We start from the raw sequence: 16217 nt of genomic DNA, 5'->3' as shown, positions 1-16217 counted from the left end.
ATTAATTGCCCTTCATTTTGAGTTCTTCATCATATTTTGCAATGTTGGCCAATGTATGGGTTATACTACCTTCAGCGATAGTGCCAGATGCTTTAAAGCCGTCCCATTTAAATACATTGTGGGTAAAACGTTTGCAATCTCCACCATAGAATGGAACAAAATCAGGAACACAGGCTTCAGCATAGGCATCAAGTGAGCCACTGAGCATATTAATATCATAACCAAAATAGTGGTTGAAGCCAACTACAATTTCTTGAGAATTTTGATTCCAAATACCTGCGTATGCTTGTAGGTCCAAATCACCCTTGACAAATGAAAGTTCACTCTCAATGCCACCTCCAAATATCTCTGCGAATTCAAGACCAGCCTTTCCATACGCTTGTAGATTCACCAATGGTTTTGCTTCAATCGATGCTATTGTCCTTTCAATTTTTCCTTCATATTCAAATCCTAATTCGCCTTTAACACCAATTAGGCCTACAAAATCTATTCCTGCGATAATTGGAATTTCAAATTCAAAAGAATTGTCGAAACTTTTACTATGTGATTTACTAATTGAGTGTTTTTGTGCAAATGATTTACTTTCATTAACAAGTGCTGTGCCTAGAATTTTTAATTGAATTTTTGTTGTCATTTTTTTTGACACATCTGAGGGTGCGTTAAATTCACCAGATGCATGCAAAATATCCATTGAATTATTTAGAATTGTCCCTTTGACTTTTCCAGTTGCAGATACATTGAATTCAGACTTGTTCTTTTCAGGATTTTCAGAATCAAACGGATAAATTTTTGCATAGCGATGTAACCTACCTTCTATACTGGCCTGAAATGTATTGGGGTGGCCAAAATTCCAATTAGCCACTTTGTCAGTTGGCTTGTGCTCATAAATGGCCGAGAGGTTACCTATTTTTTGGATTCTAAATTTCTGAAAACGGCGAGGAGTAATAAGCTTTTTTGCCATAATGGTACCACCCGATGTTTTTGAATAGTTATATTTATTAACTTCTTTTTTTTCACTCTCAGTGTACATACTATATGGCTTTAGTGTAATTGTCTTTCCTTTTACATTGTTAAATGATGTGACAACACCCACTTTTTTTTCTAAACTCATATACTTTTTGAGGTTAGCACCTTGTTTTCTAGCACCTATAGATTTTGGGGCCTTTAATCTTCTGCCATTCAAATAGTTATTACTTGTATATGTTCTTGAAATCGTTTTTGGAACCTTATTGCGTAATGAATACCCTTGGGCATTTAGTTTTTTTTCAGTTTCGTTCAGTCTATTTATCGCTTCTTGAGCGGTAGTACTTTTTCCATTTTTTAATGTAATATTTCGGTTAGCAGGAACAGCTCTTCCATTTTTATCCTCAAGTTTAAACGGTACAAATTTAATTTTGTCTCTTGATGTTCCTTTCCAACTAGGACTGTTTACGGTTACCTTGACCGGTTTCATTTTAGATTTCAGTACAGACGTTTTTTTTGCTTCCATTTTTAACCTAGTAAAGGGGTCTTCTCCTCCTTTATTTCTATGATCGCGAACAGTTGCATTTTTTTTAGTACGATGATCACGCCTAGTCTGAGCTTGTAACGGGGCGATGTACACCAAGCTTAAAAAGATTATAACAAATGAAAAGAAGGTTCTTTTTTGATTTGATTTTAATTCTGCGTTTGTTTTCATAATTATATATTTAGTTTCCTTTTACTATTTTCCCAGGTATTTTGGCATTATGTTCTTTGGTACAATCCACTATTACACAAGTAGTCCAGCAGGTTGTTTTACCAGCTCCATCGGGGTCATGGCAAAGCTCAGTACAATTAAAGCATGTTGAATTATTGTCGCTGTAAGCTATCGTGTTTGAAGTGCCGTCTTTGATCTTGGGGTTTCTCAAGGATATCTTAGTTATTTCACCTTTTTTTACACTTGCATATATTTTATCGCCTGTGGTGGTTTTGTAGATGTAATTTTCTCCGTTAGAGAGCTTTTTGATGATTTTGATTTGTTTAACATTCCCAATAAATTTTAACCCTGGGTATTTACTTTGGATATCAGTTCTTTTACCAAAAATTGCATCTGCCTCGTCAAAATTTAAGACAGGATTTTTTGATATTTTTATTTTAGTACGTCTATGTTCGCGCACTTTGATCTTAGTGTCTTTACCATCACGTTCCACCTGAGCCTGTATAGGTATAACAAGTGAAAAGATGAAAATAATGGCTAAATGAGAAAGAAATTTAGGTTTAGATTTGAATCTTTTTATTGCTTTCATACCCCTGTTTTTAGTGTTGGGGCTAAAGTATCAAGCATTGCTTTTTTTAACTTGAACTATTTTTTCAAAGGCTAGAAGTAATAATGAATTGCGAAAAATAAGCTTGTACTATTATTGCAGTGAGGATTACTTAAATTAACATAAGTAACTGATATACTATTGTTTAAACCTTTCGCTCGGAGGGTGACCGAATTCTTCTTTAAAAGCCCTGCTAAACCATGAAGGATCGTTGAAACCAACGGCATAAGCAATTTCAGAAACCGTTTTATCAGTGTTTTGTAATTGTTCTTTTGCAGTTTCCAAACGAATGGTCCTTATAAAAACAGCGGTGGATTTTCCTGAAATGGCTTTTAGCTTTCTGTAAACCTGTGATTCGCTTAATCGCAGTTTAAAACTAAGTTCTGAAGTACCAAAAGCCGAATTGTCCAATTCCTCATGAATAAGGTCAATTACTTTGGCAATAAATTTGGTTTCAACATTTTTGGGTTGTTTGGCAATTACTTTGGAGACATGGTCATGTTGGAACTTGGAAATCAACTTTTTTCTTAAAGAGAGCAATTGCTCTAATCTTGCAAAGAGCTCTTCTTTTATAAATGGTTTAGCCAAATAGGCGTCTGCCCCTTGTGTGAGGCCCATAACGCGGTCTTTTGTGGTTACTTTGGCCGTTAGTAGAATAATCGGAATATGGTCTGTACGTTCATCCTCTTTTAGCATGGCACATACTTCGTACCCATCTTTGCCCGGCATCATTACGTCAGAAATAATTATATCTGGAATATGTTCAAAGGCCATCTCAAGTCCTAGAACTCCATTGATAGCGTGGATTGTTTTGTAATGTCCCTTCAAACATTGATCTAAATAATAGGCAACATCTTTATTATCTTCAATAATTAGTATTAAGGGTAACTCGTTATCATTATTTTCTGTGCTCTCTGTCTGAATTTCTGAAAGAGAATATGGAGCGATTGTTTTCTTATTTAACTTTAATGACTCAATACCAATCTTTTCTGCATTTTGTGTGATTGGTAATATTACTTTAAAGACACTACCTTCATCCACTGCGGTGGTCACAGAAATTTCACCACCTAAGAGGTTGACCAACTCTTTGGTCAAGGCAAGTCCAATACCCGTTCCGTCTCTTTTTCTGGTAACCGTGGAATCTGCCTGGTAAAATCTATTGAATATATGGGGCAGTTCGTCTTTTGATATTCCCGTTCCGGTATCACTTACCTTGATTATTAAATGGGTATTATTCTCATTATGTAAATGCAGTACTATTTTGCCCAATGCAGGAGTGAATTTGATTGCATTGGAAAGTAGGTTAGAGATAATGGTTGATAGTTTGGTAGTATCAACATCCATCATTAATTCATCCACTTCTGAATATACCGTGAAATGTATTTCGTCTTCTTGGGCAAAAGATTGAAAACTTTCCCCAAGATACTTTATAAATGGAACAACATTTATCTGCGCCATATTTGTTTCTAAGTGCCCACTCTCAAGTTTTGAAAGGTCTAACATTTCATTTACAAGAGACAAGAGATTGTTTCCATTTCTGCGTATCATTTCAACGGCATTGTTTATTGGCGGTGTTGTCTTAGTATTTAATTCACTCTCCAATGCATCTGTCATTCCTAGAATAACCGTCAACGGTGTTCTAAATTCATGGGTTATATTGTCGTATAAACTATTTTTTAATTGATTCACCTCTTTCAAACGAGCACTTTCTGATACGGCTAGTTTCTTGGAGAGTTGAAAACGGTAGAACCTGTCAGCAATAGCTACCGCTATTCCTGCATATATGAGATACGCCCACCAAGTTGTCCACCAGGGAGGTAAGATTTCTAGGTTCATCTCGAGAGGTGCTTGTTCCCATTCTTTACCTCTCGAGAAACCATTGACCTGCAAGGTGTAATCACCAGAGGGAAGATTTAAAAATTGAATTTCTGGATCTTTTAAAAAAATCCATTCCGAATCAGTAGGTAGTAGTTTGTAGGCATACTCGACGTTTTTGTTAATTCTGTAGTCAATAGAGGAAAACTGAAGAAAAAATGGGAATTCATTGTGTTTAAATTCAAGATGCTCAGTTGTTTTGATTGGTTGCTTTAATATTGACTTTGATCCGTTGTTTACCTTAACTGGATTGCCTTTTACCTGTAAGCCTGAGAAATACAAACTTTGCGGCTTGTCTATTTGTTCAAGATTGTCGGGGTGAAAATAGGTGACCCCTCCAATTCCTCCTAGATAAATTAGTCCGTCATCATCGGTAAATCGCGCATGAATATCAAACTCCTTACTCTGGATACCATCTTCAATATTGAATTGTTTAAATGTATTGTTATGTGGGTTGTACTTTACAATACCTTCATTGGTTCCCATCCAGAGGTTGCCATAGATGTCATCTTGGATGCTATAAACCACATCATTGCTGAACTGTTTTTGTTGGGTCCAAGATCTGAATTTTCCACTTCCGAGATACTGGCTAAAACCACTTCGCGTACCTAGCCAAATGCGGTCTTCCTTATCAATAACAATATCGTAGACAGAATTATGGGCCAGGGAGTTTTCATCACCCTCAATTTTAGAAAAATTGGTAAAGAATGGATTTTGATATGAATTTGAATCAAAACTTAGTTTTGAAAGTCCTGATTGCGTTCCAATCCATATGTTATTTTCTTTATCGAACTTGATACAATTGGAAAAATCATTGATTAAAGAGTTTTGATTTGTTGGACTGTTGTTATATCTAATGATTTCGTAATCTTCATCATTGACATATTCCATGCGAAAAATACCAAGACCATTGGTTGTTCCCCAAAGGTTATTGTTTTTGTCTAGCACAAGATCTCTTAGAAAATCCCCGTTTATGGAATTTGGATTTGTAGGATTGTACTGAAAAATAGAAAACCTAGGATTCTCAGGGTCAAATGTTTTGAGGTCAATCATATTTAACCCGCGTGTAGTGGCCAGCCACAATCTTTTATTTACGTCATCTTTCACTATTGCCCTAACAACAGTCCCTGAAAAACCATTTGGAGTGTTGGGGTTATATTTGAAATAATAGGGTTGTCCTTTCCTAATAAGATTTAATCCGCCGTCTGAAGTGCCAATCCATAAATCACCATCATCCTTTAAAATTGAAAATATTACATTGTCATTCAATAAATGATCGCCTCTTTGGTCCTTTGAAATATTCTTAATATGTGGTTCAGCTAAATCTATTAGATTTGGATAGTTAGCTGTGCCCACTAACATTTGGTCTTTTGAAATTTTCAAAAGGGCTTGTACCGTACCATTGCTAAGACCATTCTTTTTATCTTCTGAATATAGAATCTTGTTTAAGATGCGGCGATTTACCCAATCAAAAAGATATACACCATTTCCTGTACCAATCCATACACTTTGGTGATCATTTTTCAAAAAGGACGAAACATGTCTTGTAGACAATTCTTCACCTGTACTAAGATCAATTAGGTCGACTTGTCTGTTGTCAATGTCATACATGTGAAAACCTAAACCTCCACCAATCAATAAATGATTTGCTGTACGGTGAAATGCTTGTATATTTCCTTGCACCTTTGTTATGGGCTTAGAATTGGATATTTTCGCGGAAGACGGATTTAATTGGGAAATTGTACCTTTGTTATCACCAATCCAAAGCATGTTTTCATCATCGATAAGGGCACTTGTAATAGCTTTCCCCGGCAAGAAATTCTTCTGAATAATATCACCTTGTTCTGAAAAACTTAGTTTATGTAACCCAGATACCCTAGAAGCTACCCATATATTGTTCTGGTTATCTTCAACTAAAGCAGTAATAATTTCATTGCTAATAGATGACTCTTTGAGTTTTACCCGATTAAAAATCTCCAGTTCGGGATTGTAATAATTCAAACCATTGCCAATTGTACCGACCCAAATTTTACCCGTTGAATCTTCAAGAAGTTTGCTGATAAGATTACCTGATAGCGTCAAGGAATCTTGTTTGTTGTATTTATAGTGAATGAATTTGTTTCCGTCAAACTTGTTGAGTCCATCTTGTGTTGCAATCCATATAAATCCTGAAGTATCCAACAAAAGGTCATTGGAGGAAACTTGTGAAATACCATCTTCCAAAGTGAAGTATTTAACTCTTGGTTGATTATTTTGTGAAAAACCAGAATCATGTAAGAAAATGAATAGAAAAATCAAGAAAGAAAATTTAAGACCGTCTTTTATTTTCATCATTTATCTTTGGTTGATATTAAAAAAGTTGTGGTGGAACTAAGAGGGGGAAAGTGATTTCTCTTAAATTTCACAGAAACCTAAGATAATAAATCATAGTTAAAATAATGATATTACCTAAGTAAGGATAATTACATGTTTTATATAGTTAAATGAACCAACTTAATATTTTTAAGAATTAATTGCTAAAAGAGCCTTTTCAAACTCATCTTTATGAACATATATATCTATCTGGCCCAACATAGATGAGGCAAACCCTGCCAGTCTTGCCGATTTCGCTTCGTCTTTGACCACGGCTTCAATTCCTATTTCATGAAGTTTACCTACAACGCGTTGAGCTTCAATTGATTCCCCTGTAAATACTTTTTTATAGTTTGTTTTCATGGTCAATAATTTTGTACTTTGAAGATACCACATTTTTTATTTAGACTATCATCCAAAAACAAAAAAACCATAACAATTGTTATGGTCTTCATCATACTGTCTTTATGATAAATAGGCTTAGGCCATATGCATTGTTTCCATTTGGGGTTCATTGGTTTTAAGAGTAAAATGGAACTCACAGCCTTCTCCTAGGACTGAGTCGAGGTGAATTTTACCTCCCATTTTTTCTATTATTCTCTTAACAGTCGCCAGACCGATTCCGTTCCCACAATTTCCAAATTTATCAGCTGGACCCAAGATTTTGAATATCTGAAATATTTTATCTTGATTTTCACTTGCTATGCCGGGACCATTATCTTTTACTACAAATTCATAATAACCGTGTTTCTTTTCAATTTCAATTTGTATTTTAACTACTGTCTTATCATTATACTTGATTGCATTGGAAACTAGGTTAATCAATATTTGATTCAAAGCCGTTCGGTTAGTATTGATTTTTCTAAGATTGGTTTTTATTTCCAAATTCAGCGCGTTGTCATGTGAAAAGAGACCATTGATGTCATCCTTAAGCTTGGGGATTTCAATATCAGTAACTTCTTCTTTTAATACCGATTCACTTTTGCTATAATCAAGAAGACCATCTATCAGTCCTTTTAATTTGTTCGTGGAGGATTTAATAAATCCCAACATTTTTTTACCATCTTCATCAAATTTTGAGGAATAGCATTCAGTGAATAGCTCTGCGGTTGTGTTTATGGTATTCAAGGGCGATTTTAAATCATGGGCCGCGATATAGGCAAATCGTTCTAATTCAATGTTTTTGTTTTCCAGTTCTTCAACCGACTTTTTCAATAGTATATTACTCTTTCTTAGTTTTAAAAGGTTGATAACTTGATTTGATAAGGCTTTAAGTGATTTGATTTGACTTTGACTAAGCAACTTTGGTTTGTGGTCAATTACACATAATGTTCCAAGAGGAAGACCAGTATCTGAGTAGAGTGAGATACCTGCATAAAAAATAACTCTTGGTTCGCCTATCACTAAAGGATTATCATGAAATCGCTCATCTGTTCTTGAATCTTGAACTATGAAAATGTCATCTTCTTCATTGATTGCATGCGCACAGAATGCATATTCTTTTGGGGTTTCAGAAACGCCCAGCCCATGACGGGATTTGAACCACTGTCTTTTGTTATCCAATAAGCTAACCAAACTAATTGGAGTTCCGCAAATTTCCGCCGCAATAGCTGTTAAATTGTCGTAATCTTCTTCAGGCAGTGTATCTAGAATAGAATAAGATTCTAGGGATGCCAAACGTTCTTTTTCGTTAATATGATCTTTAGGTTCTAACATGGGGGTTTGTGTTTATAATAACCCCATAATATGTTACAGTTAATTTACTGTAAGAATAGGATTACTTTTGAAGTAAACGTCTTTATTTGGTTAATAGTATTCATTAATTATTAAAAAGATTGTTTTAGTAATTTTCAAATTCATAATATCTTAGGGTTCTTTGAGAACTATATAATGAAATGGGCGCTATATTAAATTTTAATAAACAAAGAGTATAATGTAACGTAATGCAATTGTTGAGCGTCATATAAAAAACATTAATCACGAGAAACACTTTTTATCATGAAAAAAACAACCATTCTATTCTTATTCATGGCATTGGCCATAAGCAGTATTCCGGTTTTTGCGCAATCTCAGGAACAGCAGTATGATGCACTTTTAAAAGATACTTACACGAAAGATACACCTGGAATTTCCGCACTGGTATATAAAAACGGAAAGGTTTTATATAGGAAGGCTTTTGGTATGGCGAATTTGGAATATGATATTCCCATGAAACCGGAAAATGTATTTGAAATAGGTTCTATTACCAAACAGTTTACGGCTGTTTCCATTTTAATGTTGATGGAGCAAGGGAAATTGGCATTAGAGGATGAAATCACCAAGTATATTCCTGATTATCCGACTAAAGGAAAAAAGATTACAGTACATCATTTACTAAACCATACCTCGGGTATTAAGAGCTATACCAGTATGCGAAGTTTTATTGCCACGGCAGCTACAGACAAAACACCAAAGGAGTTGATTGATGTGTTCAAGAACGAACCCATGGATTTTGATCCGGGTGAAAAATGGCTCTATAACAATTCGGGCTATATAATATTAGGACACATTATTGAGGTAATCTCAGGGCAATCGTATGAAGAATTTGTTACAGAGCATATTTTTAAGCCACTGCAAATGGAGCATTCTAATTATGGCAGTAAAAGTAGATTGATCAAGAACAGGGCTATTGGTTACTCCCCTGCTGAAAATGGATTTAGAAACGCACGTTATTTAAGTATGACCTTACCTTATGCGGCAGGTTCGCTTATGTCAACGGTAGATGATATGTTGTTATGGCATAAAGCAATACATAATAATACATTGATCTCTGCTAAGTCAAAAGCTCTTGCCTTTACAAATACAAAGTTGAACAATGGGGATGCTACAAATTATGGATATGGATGGCAGATGAATGAAATAGTTGGAGTGCCGAGTATTGAACATGGCGGGGGAATTTTCGGATACGTTACCCAAGGGGTTTATGTTCCCTCTGAGAATGTTTATGTAATAACATTGACCAATCGTGATGGTGCTTCACCGCAGGATGCAACGATAAAAATGGCAGCCATTGCCATGGGAAAACCATATAATTCAAGCGATAAAAATATTTCTCTTTCAAATGATGAACTTAATAAGTGGGTAGGTAATTATGAATTTGATGATAAAGCCTTACGAACCATTTCTTTGGAAGATTCACAATTATATAGCCAACGTGAAGGAAGTAATAAACTAAAGATATATGCGGATTCGGCAAGCAAGTTCCATTTTGATGGCGGACTCACTACTTACGAGTTCAAGATGGAAAATGGTAAGAAAGTAGCACATTTTGTGGCCCGTATCAATTCGTCGAAAGGCATTGAAACAGACAGAAAACCAGACACAGAGAAAGAGGAGGTTAGTATAGATACTTCTACATATGAAGATTACGTAGGTAGCTATGAATTGGTGCCAGGATTCGCAATCACTATCACTACCAAAGACAATCAGTTATTTGCACAAGCTACAGGGCAACAGAACTTTCCTGTTTTTCCAGAGGCAGCTGATACCTTCTTTTATAAGGTAGTTTCTGCACAATTGGTTTTTGAACGAAATGAATCAGGTGAGGTTATTAATGTAACCTTGAATCAAAATGGGCAATCTTTGAAAGGAGATAAGAAATAAGCCCTAAATCTCTATTTTGGTCTGTATGAGGTTTGAGTGTCCTTTGGCAATCATTCTTGTTTTGTCGGCATTCCAAACCTCACATTCGGCATTGATGATCTGTCTACCTTTTTTAATGACATTGGTTTGTGCTATTATGGTGTCACCGGCCTGTGCACGGCTAAAATAATCCACCGATAGACTCACGGTTGTGTACACATGAGAAACTCCTAAAGAGAAAACTGCGGCTCCAATGGCATCGTCAATAATTGCAGCGGTGGTGCCCCCATGAATAATCCCAACAGGATTGGTCATTTCTTCTCTAATAACATAGGAAAATTCCAATTGTCCTGCCTCAGCACTAATTAGTATTGGATTTAACCATTTCATTAGGGGAGAAGGGGAATGGGTGGCATCTTTTCCGATCTGTGTTTTAAAATATTCCAAAGGTTTGTTCATGGGATGAATTTAAATATCAAGCCATAAAGATACGCCTTGAATCTTATTTCTTAAATCAATCACATAACTATGATTTTACTACTTTCTTACCACTTGTAAAGTATAAGCGGTAGAGTTATCAATGTTGACATGTACATAGTAAACGCCAGAACTCTGATTTGATAAATCTAGATTGATTTCTTGATTGTTAACGAAAAGTTCTTCAAAAACCAATTGCTCCGTTGCGCTCACCACCGTAACTTTTGCTTGTTGAAATTCTTCAGCGAACTGAATCGAAAACAAACCATTTGTGGGATTGGGAAACATAACGACTTTAACTCCCTGTAAGTCTAATTCGGGAGGTAACTCTTCCATTGTATAATCTTGCCCAGGGCTCTCACAACTAACCACAGGGTCGCCTTCAGCATATCCATCTGAATCTGTATCAAGATACCAAATCGTATTTGGATTCATCAAAGTGTTTTCATCATCACAATCGGTAGTGGGTAATTCCGTCATTGTATATCCAGTTCCGAGGTTGGTACAACTGGTCATGGTGGTTTCCACAGCAAATCCATCATTATCGGCATCGAGATACCAAATCGTATCTGGATTGATCAGGGCATCCGAATCATCACAATCGGTGGTGGGTAATTCTGTCATTGTATATCCGGTTCCTGGATTGGTGCAACTGGTCATGGTTGTTTCCACAGCAAATCCATCATTGTCCGCATCTAGATACCAGATTGTCCCAGAATTTATCTGGGCATCAGAATCATCACAATCGGTGGTGGGTAGTTCGGTCATCGTATATCCCGTTCCGGGATTCGTACAACTGGTCATGGTCGTTTCCGCTGCAAATCCATCATTGTCCGCATCGAGGTACCAAATTGTATCAGGATTTATCAAAGCATCTGAATCATCACAATCGGTAGTTGGTAATAATGTGGTTGTATATCCTGTTCCGGGATTCGTGCAACTGGTCATGGTCGTTTCCGTAGCAAATCCATCATTGTCAGCATCAAGATACCAAATCGTATCAGGGTTTATCAATGCATCTGAATCATCACAATCAGTGGTTGGTAATACTGTGATTGTATATCCTGTTCCGGGATTCGTACAACTGGTCATGGTCGTTTCCGCTGCAAATCCATCATTGTCCGCATCGAGGTACCAAATTGTATCAGGATTTATCAAAGCATCTGAATCATCACAATCGGTAGTTGGTAATAATGTGGTTGTATATCCTGTTCCGGGATTCGTGCAACTGGTCATGGTTGTTTCCGTAGCAAATCCATCATTGTCAGCATCAAGATACCAAATCGTATCAGGGTTTATCAATGCATCTGAATCATCACAATCAGTGGTTGGTAATACTGTGATTGTATATCCTGTTCCGGGATTCGTGCAACTGGTCACGGTCGTTTCCGCTGCAAATCCATCATTGTCCGCATCGAGGTACCAAATGGTATCAGGGTTTATCAGGGCATCTGAATCATCACAATCAGTGGTTGGTAATACATTTGTTGTGTAGCCTGGTCCTGGACTTGTTTCACTTAATATCGTTGGTTCTATAGCGAATCCATCATTATCGGCATCAAGATACCAGGTCGAATATGAAACCCCCAAATGCTCTTTTCTGGCAATGACCAATGAAGTACCTTTATTGAATGCTACAGAATTGCCTGCCGCATCGGTTTGAGTACTGGAAGAATTACTTCCGTCTGGATGCTGTATCGACATAAAAAGAAAACGGTAATCGGGAGAAAAGGTGATTCCGGTAGGTTCTGCACCTAATGGCGGAATACCAAAAATCTTTACTTTGGGAGAGGCTTGTGTGTGCCCGTTTTCAACGACCCATATATAATTGTTACTGGATGCAAGGTCTTGAAGCACCCATAGGTTTCCTTCCCCATCAAATGCCAAATTATCGCTACCATTACCCCAAGGAACACTCGTTACTCCGTTCGCATGGGTAATATTGTAACTAGTGTTGCCCACAAAGGTTTCCATTTGAGGTACGGTCGTTCCGTTTATGGGGTTTGAATCTTGGAAACGATATACTGTTGCTTCACTCTTAACTGCAAAATAAATCCATCCGTCCGGTCCAATTTCAACATCCTCAATACCATTGAATATTGTTGCCCCTACATTGGCACTCTGGGTCAATGTGCTGTTTCTTTCTGCGGGTGTGGTATTATCAAGGAGTATCCAATTTCCGGAACCACTTTTGGATCCTTTGTATACGTAAAGGGCGCCACTGCTCAAATCCTGGGCTACATCTGCCACGAATTTGTATAAATACCCAGGATTTGAATCCGCACCTTGGTATACTGTTCTATGATTGTTATGAATGACCACATTTTCATGTTGAATATTTCCCAATGCCCATCTTTTATCAATAACCGTTTTGGTGACCGGGTCTATTTCAACACACCATCCCCAATCGTAATATCCATCATTGTTCACATCGGTAGTCAGAATATATTCCTCACAAGAGATAATCGTATTCCATGGGGTTACGGTACCGGAGCAATTCGCTACCGTACCAGCTACGCCGCTAAAATCAACTGCTTTTGAAAAGGTGGTCTGCCATATTTTTGAGGTGGTGTTAAAGTTGATATCCAGAATACTTACCCCACCTGGTACTGCTTCTGCATTGATACTTAAATACCCATTTTCACTACTTCCATTTATTGGTACGTACCCAGTAAAGTCGTTTCTGTTCTTCAAGTTGCCTCCTTGTGTCAAAGGATCCCCTGCTTCTATTATTTTTTGAAATGTATGGGTCTCAGGAATTACAAAATCTGTGTTCTGCGTTGAAGGCTCAACAGATGTGAAATCACCGATATCTTGTTGGGCAAAAACACCCATGTGACATAATAAGAAAAGACCAAGAATGTATCTCATTTGATGCTTAGGTATGTATCTCAAGTAATTACCACCGAAAACGGATAAAACTTCTTAATTATATGGAAGAAATTTAATAAGATGAATCCAGAAAAGAAAATGTATACGCTTAAATACCGAAAATAGGGCTTAACATTGATTTGTAAGGCTTACAAATCATAAGGGCAAGAGGCAAAATACTCCTGAATACTGAATTTTCGGTCCTCGAATTGTTCCTGTAGGATTTTAAAATGCTGAATGCGGTCCACCCGAAAGGCTCTATAGTCCTTGCGAAGATGGCACCATGCAATCAAAATCCATTTTTGATAGGTAGAGAATAGGGCACAGGGTTCAATTCTTCTAAAGGTGATATTGGGATCATCGGCCTTTCGATAATTGATTTCCATATAGTTGAAGTGGGTAATCGCCAATTGGATTTCAGATAGGGCGTTGCTCGAAATACTCTCATACTGGTTATTGAACACATGTATTTTATCATCGAGCAATTCACTTTTTTCGAGGACTGAAGATTTAAAGACCGACTTTATCTTCGTCAAAGCCTCTTCAAAGTCGTTGTTAAAAGAAGAATCGTTACTCTGTTTTACCAAGTGTTGGGCAGTAATCAGGGCATTGGCCTGTTTTTCGGTAAACTGTACGGGAGCTACTGTATAGCCGTCCATTAATGAATATCCACGACCTTCAATTGTAATCACGGGAACACCGGCCTCAATCAATTTTTGGATATCACGGTAAACCGTACGTACACTGATTTCAAACTTATCGGACAGTTCTGTGGCCGTCAAAATCCGTCGTGATTTTAATAGGGTAAGAATACTAATGAGTCTAGATAGTTGTGACATGCATCAATCATTGATTCTCGATAAAAATATGGTTTTAGTAATAAACCTAAGGCGGGATTTTTTGTCATTTCGAGCGGAGCCCAGAATATCAACCATATAGATGGGATTTCTCGACTCCGCTCGAAATGACAGAAATAGGTTTAATTCCAGGAATGCAGCGCCACTCTGTTACCCTCTGTATCTAGGAATTGGGCCATAAAGCCATTTTCACCAATATCGGTCTTTGGCATAATCACTTTACCACCTGCAGCTCCAACACGACCCAAAGGAGCGCTAAGGTCGTCGCCACCATTAAGATAAATGGTGATTCCTTCCGCTGATGGTTTCACGCCTTCCATTTCCACTAATCCACCACCAACACCATTGTTGTCATTGTCATATGGGAACATCCCGTATTGACCTTCCGGCATTGGCATATCGGCGATTTCTATTCCAAGCATGGCGTTGTAGAATTTTTTTGCCCTTTCGTAATCTGTTGCTGGTATCTCGAACCAGTTGATTGCATTTTTCATTTTTTGTTGCTTTTATTGTTAAACGATACCGCAAAGATATGACGCCTTGTGACAGATTATGTCAGGGGTAAAAAAATAAGGGAACTTTTTTGAGTTCCCTTATTCTTAATACTTTATTGATTATTTGTTAAGCCTTCTTAAAGCTGCTTGATCACTTTTTCAAGCAATGCCTTAGTCGCTTTGATACCTTCATCTTCTGAAAGTTCAGCACCTTCATATTCGATACCCACATAACCTTTAAAACCTGATTCTTTAACGATCTTCATGATTTTAAGGAAATCAGAATTCCTTTCGTTACCTGCTTCATCAAATACGTTTGATTTTGCACTCACACCCTTGGCGAAGGGCATAAGCTCCTTCATACCTTTATATCGGTCATATTCTTTGGCACAACCATCTGGACTACGCGCAATACAGAAGTTGCCAAAATCGGGCAGTGTACCAACATTGTCCATTCCTATTTGCCCCATAACACCACTTAACCAAGTGCCATCAGAAGAATAACCACCATGGTTTTCAACAATGATATTTATTCCTTTAGAAGCACCATATTTGCCTAAACTTGATAAACCAACTACAGCATTTTTTGCTACTTCATCAGCAGTTCCTGAACCGGCAGCATTAACACGAATTGAATGTGCACCTAAAAATTTGGCAACATCTACCCATGCATAATGGTTTTCTACGGCCTCTTTTTGTTTTGCTGGGTCAGCATCGCCTAAATCACCTAAAGCATCGCACATGATCAAACCAACAGATACACCAGCATCGTCACATTTTTGTTTGAATTTGGCCCAGTAGTCCATATCATTGGCTTTACTGAAGTAAAAGGTGTTTACCAATTCAATAGAATTAATTCCATATGCCGCAGCCATAGCTGGGAACTCCATAGGGTCTGGACCTTTTAATAGATCATCAGGTGATTCTCTAAGAGTCTTGCCAAATTCTGCCCAGTCCATACTTTCAACCCCGAAAAAGGTTTTGTGCAGTGACCATTGAGCGAGCGAAATTTGAAAATCAGGGCTGGTTTCCGCGTTTTCAACAGTGGCTTCGGCCTCTTCGGTTTTTGGTGCTTTTTCCTTGCATCCAATTGTAAATGATAACATGAAAACGGCAACAATTGCCATTGTCAATGTTTTTTGTTTCAAAGATTCATTTTTACTTTTCATAGTAGAATAGATATTTAGTTTTGAATAGTCAAAGTTGCAGAAAGGTACTACATACCTCTCATTTTACAATGATTTATACCTTCAAAATTAACATGAAATGCCCAAATAGAATGCATATAAAATTGTCATTATTACCCTTGAAAGAAACTTATTTTGATTTTGAGTGTAATATAGGCCAAGAGCTTTACTCTAGAAGGTGACGCAATTAGTTATTGG

Annotated in this window: 11 protein-coding genes; 1 reads left to right on the top strand and 10 read right to left on the bottom strand. The window is 37.1% G+C overall.

The window, feature by feature from the left end; all coding sequences use genetic code 11:
• Window position 1: 1 nt before the first annotated feature.
• From FB2170_RS16585 to FB2170_RS16565, 5 genes are all read right to left on the bottom strand, one after another.
• Window positions 2-1678, bottom strand: a complete 1677-nt coding sequence (locus FB2170_RS16585; RefSeq protein ID WP_013307765.1) for a hypothetical protein — start codon at window positions 1676-1678, stop codon at window positions 2-4.
• Window positions 1679-1688: 10 nt separating this feature from the next.
• On the bottom strand, window positions 1689-2267 hold the full coding sequence (locus FB2170_RS16580; protein WP_013307764.1) for a hypothetical protein: 579 nt from the start codon (window positions 2265-2267) through the stop codon (window positions 1689-1691).
• 156 nt (window positions 2268-2423) lie between these two features.
• Window positions 2424-6494 carry a hybrid sensor histidine kinase/response regulator transcription factor gene (locus tag FB2170_RS16575; protein ID WP_013307763.1) on the bottom strand — a complete coding sequence of 1357 codons (4071 nt, stop codon included), beginning with the start codon at window positions 6492-6494 and terminating at the stop codon, window positions 2424-2426.
• Between the two features lie 168 nt (window positions 6495-6662).
• Window positions 6663-6875 (bottom strand): putative signal transducing protein, encoded by a 213-nt coding sequence (locus FB2170_RS16570; RefSeq protein WP_041633298.1) that lies wholly within the window; start codon window positions 6873-6875, stop codon window positions 6663-6665.
• A 117-nt stretch (window positions 6876-6992) separates the two neighbouring features.
• The gene (locus FB2170_RS16565; protein WP_013307761.1) at window positions 6993-8228 is read right to left on the bottom strand and encodes a sensor histidine kinase; all 1236 of its coding nucleotides are present in this window, start codon (window positions 8226-8228) and stop codon (window positions 6993-6995) included.
• Between the two features lie 282 nt (window positions 8229-8510).
• Here FB2170_RS16565 and FB2170_RS16560 point away from each other — a divergent pair, with 282 nt between their 5' ends.
• The gene (locus tag FB2170_RS16560; RefSeq protein ID WP_013307760.1) at window positions 8511-10154 is read left to right on the top strand and encodes a serine hydrolase; all 1644 of its coding nucleotides are present in this window, start codon (window positions 8511-8513) and stop codon (window positions 10152-10154) included.
• A gap of 3 nt (window positions 10155-10157) precedes the next feature.
• Here FB2170_RS16560 and FB2170_RS16555 read toward each other — a convergent pair whose 3' ends face one another.
• The 5 genes from FB2170_RS16555 to FB2170_RS16535 form a co-directional block, all read right to left on the bottom strand.
• Entirely contained in the window at window positions 10158-10592 is a 435-nt protein-coding gene (locus FB2170_RS16555; protein ID WP_013307759.1) for a PaaI family thioesterase, read from the bottom strand.
• A 78-nt stretch (window positions 10593-10670) separates the two neighbouring features.
• Window positions 10671-13481 (bottom strand): alkaline phosphatase PhoX, encoded by a 2811-nt coding sequence (locus FB2170_RS17105; protein WP_083802972.1) that lies wholly within the window; start codon window positions 13479-13481, stop codon window positions 10671-10673.
• A gap of 149 nt (window positions 13482-13630) precedes the next feature.
• The gene (locus tag FB2170_RS16545; protein ID WP_041632920.1) at window positions 13631-14320 is read right to left on the bottom strand and encodes a helix-turn-helix transcriptional regulator; all 690 of its coding nucleotides are present in this window, start codon (window positions 14318-14320) and stop codon (window positions 13631-13633) included.
• 140 nt (window positions 14321-14460) lie between these two features.
• Window positions 14461-14832 carry a VOC family protein gene (locus tag FB2170_RS16540; RefSeq protein ID WP_013307756.1) on the bottom strand — a complete coding sequence of 124 codons (372 nt, stop codon included), beginning with the start codon at window positions 14830-14832 and terminating at the stop codon, window positions 14461-14463.
• 137 nt (window positions 14833-14969) lie between these two features.
• Window positions 14970-16001, bottom strand: coding sequence for a sugar phosphate isomerase/epimerase family protein (locus FB2170_RS16535; RefSeq protein ID WP_013307755.1), 1032 nt, complete (start codon window positions 15999-16001; stop codon window positions 14970-14972).
• Between the last annotated feature and the right edge of the window lie 216 nt (window positions 16002-16217).

It is taken from the genome of Maribacter sp. HTCC2170, from assembly GCF_000153165.2.
Lineage (GTDB): Bacteria > Bacteroidota > Bacteroidia > Flavobacteriales > Flavobacteriaceae > Maribacter_A.
Note: the sequence above shows the minus strand (reverse complement) of the source record. Positions and strands in the feature narration are given on the sequence as shown.

What these genes read in the sequence shown, in the direction of transcription:
- FB2170_RS16585 (WP_013307765.1), bottom strand. Translation starts at nt 1,678, where the DNA reads ATGAAAACAAACGCAGAATTAAAATCAAATCAAAAAAGAACCTTCTTT.
- FB2170_RS16580 (WP_013307764.1), bottom strand. Translation starts at nt 2,267, where the DNA reads ATGAAAGCAATAAAAAGATTCAAATCTAAACCTAAATTTCTTTCTCAT.
- FB2170_RS16575 (WP_013307763.1), bottom strand. Translation starts at nt 6,494, where the DNA reads ATGATGAAAATAAAAGACGGTCTTAAATTTTCTTTCTTGATTTTTCTA.
- FB2170_RS16570 (WP_041633298.1), bottom strand. Translation starts at nt 6,875, where the DNA reads ATGAAAACAAACTATAAAAAAGTATTTACAGGGGAATCAATTGAAGCT.
- FB2170_RS16565 (WP_013307761.1), bottom strand. Translation starts at nt 8,228, where the DNA reads ATGTTAGAACCTAAAGATCATATTAACGAAAAAGAACGTTTGGCATCC.
- FB2170_RS16560 (WP_013307760.1), top strand. Translation starts at nt 8,511, where the DNA reads ATGAAAAAAACAACCATTCTATTCTTATTCATGGCATTGGCCATAAGC.
- FB2170_RS16555 (WP_013307759.1), bottom strand. Translation starts at nt 10,592, where the DNA reads ATGAACAAACCTTTGGAATATTTTAAAACACAGATCGGAAAAGATGCC.
- FB2170_RS17105 (WP_083802972.1), bottom strand. Translation starts at nt 13,481, where the DNA reads ATGAGATACATTCTTGGTCTTTTCTTATTATGTCACATGGGTGTTTTT.
- FB2170_RS16545 (WP_041632920.1), bottom strand. Translation starts at nt 14,320, where the DNA reads ATGTCACAACTATCTAGACTCATTAGTATTCTTACCCTATTAAAATCA.
- FB2170_RS16540 (WP_013307756.1), bottom strand. Translation starts at nt 14,832, where the DNA reads ATGAAAAATGCAATCAACTGGTTCGAGATACCAGCAACAGATTACGAA.
- FB2170_RS16535 (WP_013307755.1), bottom strand. Translation starts at nt 16,001, where the DNA reads ATGAAAAGTAAAAATGAATCTTTGAAACAAAAAACATTGACAATGGCA.